The 8,811-nt window shown below is 40.9% G+C and carries 6 protein-coding genes; 3 read left to right on the plus strand and 3 right to left on the minus strand.

Annotation, left to right across the window (positions count from 1 at the left end):
* Both QNK26_RS08445 and QNK26_RS08450 read left to right on the plus strand, forming a co-directional pair.
* Positions 1-2,307 (plus strand): FAD-binding and (Fe-S)-binding domain-containing protein (locus QNK26_RS08445; RefSeq protein WP_319222200.1); only part of this gene is annotated, 2,307 nt, incomplete at its 5' end.
* A 191-nt stretch (positions 2,308-2,498) separates the two neighbouring features.
* Positions 2,499-3,668: a hypothetical protein gene (locus tag QNK26_RS08450; protein WP_319222201.1), complete on the plus strand. Its 1,170-nt coding sequence runs from the start codon at positions 2,499-2,501 to the stop codon at positions 3,666-3,668.
* Positions 3,669-3,748: 80 nt separating this feature from the next.
* Here the strand turns inward: QNK26_RS08450 and QNK26_RS08455 are convergent, their stop codons facing one another.
* The gene (locus QNK26_RS08455) at positions 3,749-4,636 is read right to left on the minus strand and encodes a D-hexose-6-phosphate mutarotase (RefSeq protein WP_319222203.1); all 888 of its coding nucleotides are present in this window, start codon (positions 4,634-4,636) and stop codon (positions 3,749-3,751) included.
* Between the two features lie 83 nt (positions 4,637-4,719).
* Positions 4,720-5,733, minus strand: a complete 1,014-nt coding sequence (gene gap, locus QNK26_RS08460) for a type I glyceraldehyde-3-phosphate dehydrogenase (RefSeq protein WP_319222205.1) — start codon at positions 5,731-5,733, stop codon at positions 4,720-4,722.
* A gap of 509 nt (positions 5,734-6,242) precedes the next feature.
* On the opposite strand from gap, the gene QNK26_RS08465 reads away from it, so the two are divergent.
* Positions 6,243-7,556, plus strand: coding sequence for a hypothetical protein (locus tag QNK26_RS08465; protein WP_319222207.1), 1,314 nt, complete (start codon positions 6,243-6,245; stop codon positions 7,554-7,556).
* A 35-nt stretch (positions 7,557-7,591) separates the two neighbouring features.
* Here QNK26_RS08465 and QNK26_RS08470 read toward each other — a convergent pair whose 3' ends face one another.
* A complete protein-coding gene (locus QNK26_RS08470; protein WP_319222209.1) occupies positions 7,592-8,479 on the minus strand; it encodes a DUF2989 domain-containing protein in 888 nt (295 codons plus the stop codon).
* Between the last annotated feature and the right edge of the window lie 332 nt (positions 8,480-8,811).

The following is an 8,811-nucleotide window of genomic DNA, read 5'->3' on the forward strand; positions in this document are numbered from 1 at the left end:
TGTGGTTCTGAAGGCTCGTTGGCGTTTATCACTGAAGCGAAACTGAATTTAACCCCGATCCCGAAGTTTCGTTGTCTTGTAAATGTTAAATACGACAGCTTTGATTCAGCGTTGCGTAATGCGCCATTCTTAATTGAAGCCAATGCCTTGTCAGTTGAAACGGTTGACTCGGTGGTGTTGAATTTAGCCAAACAAGATATCGTTTGGCACTCGGTTAAATCATTGATTACTGATGTGCCAGACAAAGACATGCAAGGCATTAACTTTGTCGAATTTGCCGAAGACGATGGTGACATTCAACAGCAAAAAATTAGCGCTTTAACTGCAGAGCTTGATCGCCTAATGACTGCAGGTGAAGCGGGGGTGATTGGTTATCAAATTTGTGACCAATTAAGCGACGTACTGAAAATATACGGCATGCGTAAAAAAGCGGTGGGTTTGTTAGGGGCAACCAAAGGCCAGGCTAAACCATTAGCGTTTGCTGAAGATACTGCTGTTCCTCCCGAAAATTTAGCGGACTATATTGTTGAGTTCAGAGCGTTGCTTGATAGTTATCACTTGCATTATGGTATGTTTGGCCACGTTGATGCGGGTGTACTTCACGTCCGTCCAGCATTGGATATGTTGGATCCGCAGCAAGAAGTTATCTTGCGTGAAATATCAGACAAAGTGGTAGCACTAACAGCTAAATATAAAGGGCTGATGTGGGGCGAACACGGTAAAGGCTTCCGTTCAGAATATGGTCCCGAGTTTTTTGGTGATGAGTTATTTACTGAGTTACGTAAGATTAAAGCCGCATTTGATCCTGATAACCGTTTAAATCCAGGCAAAATTTGTACGCCAATTAACAGTGAGGCACAATTAGTGTCTGTGGATGCGACCAAGCGTGGCGCCTATGATCGTCAGATCCCTGTGACGATACGTGATAGTTTTCCGCAAGCAATTGATTGTAACGGTAATGGTTTATGCTTCAATTATGATACTAAAAGCCCGATGTGTCCGTCGTTTAAAGAGAGCGGCGATCGCCGTCATTCACCAAAAGGCCGTGCTGGTTTAATGCGTGAATGGTTACGTCAACTGTCTTGTCATGAAATGACCGAGCATGAATTAGGTCAACAATTAGCCATACACAACAGCGATATCACTACCTTTACCACCCGGTTAAAAAATAGCTGGAATAAAGCCCGCGGCCGTTATGATTTTTCTCATGAAGTGATGGATGCCATGCAAAGCTGTCTGGCCTGTAAAGCCTGTACTGTGCAATGCCCTGTTAAAGTAGATGTGCCAGAGTTTAGATCGCGTTTTATCGATCAATACCACAGCCGCTATTTACGTCCGGTTAAAGATTTTGCCGTTGGCTACTCTGAAAGTTATACGCCGATAATGGCAAAGATGCCGAAGTTCTTTAATTTCTGGTTAGGTCAAGACTGGTTGCAAGCCGCGACCAAGCATACGATAGGCATGGTTAATATCCCGTTATTAAGTACGCCAACCTTAGCGGAATCATTACGCGGGCATTATGCTCAAAGTTTTGATTTAGCATATTTACAGCGTTTAAGTGCCGAAGATAAAGCCAAACATGTATTAATTGTTCAAGATCCGTTTACCAGTTTTTATGAAGCTGAATTAGTGACTACACTGGTTACGCTGATTGAAAAGCTAGGTTTAAAACCTGTGCTGTTACCGTTTAAACCCAATGGAAAACCGCAGCATGTGAAAGGCTTCTTAGCTAAATTTGCTAAGACGGCTGCCACAGCTGCAGAATTTTTAAATTCTTTACATGACCTTAATATGCCGATGCTGGGTCTTGATCCTGCATTGGTGCTTTGTTATCGCGATGAATATAAACAAATTCTTGCCGAGAAACGCGGTGATTTTTCTGTTCAGCTTATTCAAGAGTGGTTGTTAACGGATAATGCTCAAGTACATTTGCGCGAGGCGGTTAGTGGCCAAGCTATTAATAGCCAGGAGTCGCAGGCGGAACCTTATTACCTGTTTGCGCATTGTACCGAAAAGACTAACAAGCCAACGGCAGAGCAAGAGTGGCAACGTGTATTTAGTGATTTTGGCTTAGCGTTGGAAACGGTAGCAATAGGCTGTTGTGGGATGGCGGGGAGTTATGGCCATGATGCCAAAAATGTCGCTGCATCAAAAGCCATTTATGGGCAAAGTTGGAAGCATGCTTTAGCACAACGTGATGCATCTCGTTGTTTAGCCACAGGCTATTCTTGTCGTAGTCAGGTCAAGCGAATTGACGAAGTACGACTCAACCACCCGATTAAAGCGCTACTGAGTGTACTCGCTTAACCATTGTTAAGTATGAGCCGTATTAGAAATGTAAACGATACTGCTCATACCTTCTTCCTGCTTAGTATTGAGCCAAGTGTAGTTTTATAACGCTTGGTCGCATTTATCTTTTGTTCGTGCCTTTTTTTGATCGTGGCGGCGTATGCTGTACGAGTTAATTTAAGTCTGTCTCGAGCAAAAGGAAGATGTTCATGCCAATTACGTTACCAATCAAACGACAATTCAAATTATCGGTAAAACTCTCAGGTGTCATATTAGCGACGAGTTTGTTTTCTGGGTGTGTATCTTTGACCGAATTTACCGGCAGTAGTGATGGTGTTGCTATGTCTGCCGCTGCATCAGAAGATATGAATGCTGTAAATGCAGCCATGAATGCCGTAGAGATACTTTATCAACGCGGTAACACAGAAGATTTGGCTTATTACGCCCCAGTGCATTTTAACTTGGCTCTTAACAAGCGTGACGAATTATTAACTATGTATGAAAATTATACCCCCAGTGGTGGAAGCTGGTTTTCAAATACTGGTAGCGAAGATATTGAAGCGGGCACTGCAGTATTTGTACAGCGTATGAATCAATCTTTTCAGGCTAAGCTAATGACAGAGCCATTATTAGCCATTATCCGTGACCATGATGAATTTATTCAAAATGTCGATATTGATGGTTTTGAAGCGCCGCTTGATAAATTGCGAAAGTCGACAAGCCAATTTGCAGGGTTAATTGAAAGCCGTGGCACTGGGCTTGGTTTAGAGCATCAAAAAGTTAAATTAGAACGTGATTATAAAGCCCTTGAAGTGGACATGATAAAGCGTAAAGTATTACGCTTACCGACCAATGAGTTTAATTTACTCGATCAGGATCTTGTGCCTGAAAGCTATAGTCGAGCCCTCAATCGGTTGTATCGTTTAGAGCGATTAATTGAAAAAAATCCACGCGATAATACTGCTATCCAACAACAGCTCAGTCATGCCTACAATCAAATCAAGCAAGCAACGAGTATTGCCAAAGAAGTGGTCTGGGTTAAATCAAGAATTGAAACATCGGCAGAACGTGTGGTGATTAAATACCGTGATCATTTAAGTTCGTTGAATAGCTATTTGGGTACGGAAGAGTTAACCGCATTAGATTTTCAGTCTCAGGTCAGTGGTATCAAAGACGCGGTAGCATCAAAGCTATCACAACGAGATAAAGAACAAGTGCTTAATGATAAACATTTAAGCGAGCAACTTGCAGAACTAGGGCGTTTGTTAACGGGTCAAGACATGAGTAAGTACAGTATTACTCAGCAAGTAGATAATCTTCTTCTTGCGGCCAAAGGCATCGCTGATGAGAGTATCGTGGTGCCATTAGCATTACGATGACCGTGTCGTAACAGCATGTATATTATTTTAAAGTGAGCACTTTACATTTAGCAAGTGCTCATCTTGACATTTTGCAGTGGTTAAAGGTCTACGACACTGAGTTTTGTTGTTAGTGTATGGCTTGCGCCTGGCGCAACCGTTACCGCTTGCTTACCTATTATGGCAGGTTCTAAACAGAACATCGTTTGATAACCGTCATCTGGCATATCGACAAAGGCTTTTGCGCCTGATTGCCAAGGGTTCCAAACAACCATGGCATTATTGCCTTCATTCGTGATAGCAATTTTACGCTGAAGTTGTTTATCTTCTAGGGTAATTGTGGCAGTTGGGTTTGCACAAACAATATCCACATCTCCGACTAATGTACGCGGCTCTAGATTGTTTTTATCTAAACCTTGTACTTGTATTGCATCGGGTTGTGAAATTTGGAAGTAACTGTGTAACGCGCCGCCATAGTCAAAACTACTGTTACCGGTATTCTCGGTTAGTAGATTGATCGTTAAGGTATCGCTAATAATAAATTCAGCAATTAGATTAAACTCATGCGGCCATAACCTTTTCGTTTCAGAGCTTGACGTCAGCTGTAGACGAACGCAGCAGCTGTCAGCATCACTTTGACTGTCAAGTAATTGCCAATGGCTATTACGGGCAAAACCATGCGAGGGAAAATTTTTTGTTTGTGCTAACGGTTGAACAGTCGGGCTTTCTTGTGCTGGACCAAACCAAGGCCAGCAAATAGGTACGCCACCGCGGATCGCTTTTACACCATTAAAAATAGCATCATCACTCATCCATATCACTGGCGCTGAGTTTGCTGGTATGAAGCTAAGTAAATGCGCGCCAAACAAGCTGAGACGGGCATGCGCTTTAGGATGAGTAATATGCAGGTATTTGAGACCATTACTGGTGATCAAATTAATGTGCTCAGTTAACGGTATTTGACCCGTGATTGCATCGCGATATGACATAAAATCCCCAACATAGAAAAGGCGACCTAATGGTCGCCTTTAGCATTATAATTTAATTAACGTTAACGATTAGTTAACTTTAATTATTTAGCGCTCATAAGTAGGATAGCGTTATCTAACATACGGTTAGAGAAGCCCCACTCATTGTCGTACCAAGACATAACTTTAACAAGTTTGCCTTGAACTTTAGTTTGAGTCGCATCAAAGTTAGATGTGTGTGCATCGTGGTTGAAGTCGATTGAAACTAGTGGTTCGTTGTTAACAGCTAGTGCACGGGCTAGGATTGGATCCGCAGCTACTGCATCAGTGATAAGTTGGTTGATTTCTTCAGGAGAAGTATCACGGCCAGCTTCAAAAGTAAGGTCAACTAGAGAAACGTTGATTGTTGGTACACGTACCGCCATACCTTGGAATTTGCCTTGTAGTTCAGGAACTACTAGGCCAACTGCTGCTGCAGCACCAGTGCTTGTTGGGATCATGTTCATTGCCGCTGCACGTGCACGGTATAGATCTGAGTGATAAACATCTGATAGACGTTGGTCATTTGTGTAAGCATGGATAGTAGTCATCATGCCGTTAACGATACCAACGTTGTCGTTTAAGATTTTAGCGATTGGAGCTAGGCAGTTAGTAGTACATGAAGCGTTTGAAACAACAGTCATGTCTGCAGTGATTTCGTTTTGGTTAACACCGTAAACGATAGTTGCATCTACATCTTTACCAGGTGCAGAGATAAGTACTTTCTTAGCGCCTGCATCAAGGTGAACTTGACATGCAGTTTTGCTTGCGAAGATACCAGTACATTCTAGTACTACGTCTACTCCTAATTCAGCCCAAGGTAAGTCTTTTGGATTGCGTTCTGAGAAAGTTTTGATACGGTCGCCGTTGATGATTAGTGCTTCAGCATCAAAATCAACAGTACCAGGGAAACGACCATGTGCAGTATCATATTTAGTTAGGTGAGCGTTGATTTTTGAATCACCTAGGTCGTTGATTGCAACGATTTCTAGATCTTGTTCTTTACCACCTTCGTAGAATGCACGAAGTACGTTTCTGCCGATTCGACCATAACCATTGATTGCTACTTTAATTGTCATAACTTGTATCCATTATTTTAATGTAAGTTTGAATTAATAATCTTGCTTGGTTGTAAATTTACAAGATTTTGATGGAAAGACAAGAATAAATACTAAAATGTATGAGTTGAATCACAAAATGTTGCAAATTTACGAAAATTAACTGATTCAAGTCACTTTATTATGTCTTTTTGTTCTATTTATTACAGAAAGTAAGAAATCGAGATCACAAATTGAGACAGTGAGTCGCTCGAATGGCATAAATAATTTTATGATGTGTTCTTTAATACCATTTTCATTCGTTAAATATCCATGCTAAGCCTATCATTTGTATCGACTTTTAAAATTAACAATTTAAATGAACCTGCATTTGTTCAAATAATACAGTTCAGTTATAAACATTTGTCTTAGTGGAGTATAGACAAGAGTGGTAAAAAACCCATGAAACAGCCAACTTGTAATTCGGCGTGACCTCGCATCTTGGTATTGATTGGGTATAATAGCGCTAGGTTCACTATTTAAGGTGTCAAATGACAGCACAACATATTCTGCAATTAGGCCAAATGCTTGGTCTTAGTTGTACGGAATTAAATGCCAATGGCGATGAGCAAGCGTTACCGACTACGCAAATTACACAAGCATTGGCTGATTTTGGTTTTACCGATACGTTAGAAGTAAAACTAGAAGAGCAAATTAAGCAATTTTGGTTACGTGCTTTACCTCCGGTCATTATTGCGGATGAATCTGCGATGATCCAATTTGATCTGCATTTACCGATCGAATTTGTGACTGAAGATTTGATCTGGGAAATAAGAGCAGATCAAGCCGTGATTGAAAGTGGTGAGTTTACGCCTATTGAATGGTCGTTAAATGGTATTTATCATTTACATGATATGGAAATGCAAAGTTACCAAATTAGTTTAGAGCAGCCGCTTGCTGTTGGTAGTTATCAATTGGTTATTCTTGACCAAGGTAGTGAAGAACCCTTGGGTGAAAGCTGGGTGTTTAATCCTCCGGCGGCGTTAACGCCTGTAGGTGCTACGAAGCCAGTGATGGTGAGTGCATTACCGACAACAGATGTAATTCTGAGTCAATTATTAGCGCATGGCCAGTCTAGCTTGTCTACCGTTAACATCGACGCTGCACTTACTTTACCTGCGCAACTTGCACAATTACAGCGACAGTTCAATGCCGATAAAGCGCAGGATGAATTTATCTTAACGCTGAAAAATATTACCGCAACAGCTGCACTGTATCAAACACATTTAGCCCAATATTTAGCGGCTTACGTTATTGATGCTGTGACGGCGACGCGCCAAGAAACGCAAACCGTAGAATGGCAAGATAGCAATAGTGATAGTTATGAGTTTTACTTATGGCTAGTTGTGACAGGGGATAACAGCCAGACTGCAAATGTGTTATTACGCGATGTTGATTTTGCGAGTGATGCAGCTAATACAGGTTCATTTACGCATTGGCTATTAGCCGACTATCAGTTAGCACATTGCCAGTTAGATAACGCGTTAGCGGGTTCTACTGTAAATGGCATTAATAGCTATCAGTTACGCCAAGATAATTATGCTGCATTTACTGCGCTTATTGATTTTACAACGGCGCAATCGGCAGGATTACTGCTTAACCAACCATTATCGATCATGCAGCAGTGGTTAACGATTGGTGATGCAGGAATCTGGCAAAATCATGAGTTTAATGAATTGCTGAGTATCGTACTACTGAGTTGTGAGCGCCATGCTTGTACTTGTTATTATCAAGTTGATGACGCCCTGCCTGAAGAACTAACGGCTTATTTAGACGCTCGCGGTGTACAGCAATTGTCACTGTAGTTAGCGAACCATTATAACGAGTTTTAATCGCAAGGTTAAAACTCGGCTGATGACTGCGTATATTGATAGCTCTTTTCAGTAAACGTTTGCTGTTTTATTTGCTCGGCAACCTCTCTCGCTAGTTCTTCTAACCGTACTTTTTCTATAGTGGTTATTTTATGCGGATTGAATACGGTTAAGTTGATATTTTCAACATCGAGAATGATCGCCACCTGTGACCATAAGTAAGCCTGTGCATAATGTCGTTGGTGCATGTAAGCAGTTATTAAGCCATATAATAATTTTGCCGTCATCTCACTATCTGCATCTAACTGACTCTTATAGTCAAGTAAACTGATACCTTTCAATAAATTATCGATAGCTTTATTGGTATTTTTGTCATACATATTAGCCAGAGCGAGGTACAGTGCTGGATCACTGAAACTTTGCTGTTTAGACAGGGTAATAAATTGCTGTTTGGCGGTGTCATTATTGTGTGACTGCCAATGGTAATTGAGAATATAAGGATTATTGCTGTTGAGGGTCTGTTGTTCTAATAGCTGCAGTTGATCGTAAGTGCTCAACATCGCTGCTACCCGCTGAGCTTTTAATTCAGGGTGTGTCCTTGGCTCGATTAGCGCCGCTATTTTGATGCATTCTTGATAATCACGCAGCGTGGTTAATAGTGCATATTGTGCTGGTTCGTTATTATTTTGTGTTGCTTTAGAGCGACTAATAATGAGTTCATTTCTTTCTTGTTCACACCAATCATCAGTATTTAAATCTGCGCAAATAGCCGCGTTGTTTTCACATATAATGGCTACATCACTTGGCCCGTAACAAGCTGACAGCAAACTCGGTACAATAATAATCGGGATTAAATGCCGAACAGAAAGTAAACGCCTGACAGAGAGTAAACGGCTTATAGACAGTAAACGATACATACAACAAAGACCAAATCATGGGAATAGCAAAACCCTACCACAAATTGGTTAATGGGTCTAATGAGGGGAAAATATCACGCTATTATCCTGGTATTGTCTCGGTTATAAAATGAGCAAGCGGAAAAAGTGAAAGTGTTCCTATTTCATTGTTAAATATTTGTGTTTTGAATGAAAGCTAGAAAGTAAAAAAAGACCTAATTCATATGATTAATTGGTAAGTTAGCGGTTATTTTTGTATGATTAAGCTATCAAGTTGATTGAATGTCAGTCGTTAGTTACATGGCTGTTATTCTAGTGTTTCTTACATGTAGTTGTGATCAAAAGGGAAAAAA

Origin of the sequence: Moritella sp. (genome assembly GCF_033791185.1) — a bacterium.
GTDB lineage: Bacteria > Pseudomonadota > Gammaproteobacteria > Enterobacterales > Moritellaceae > Moritella.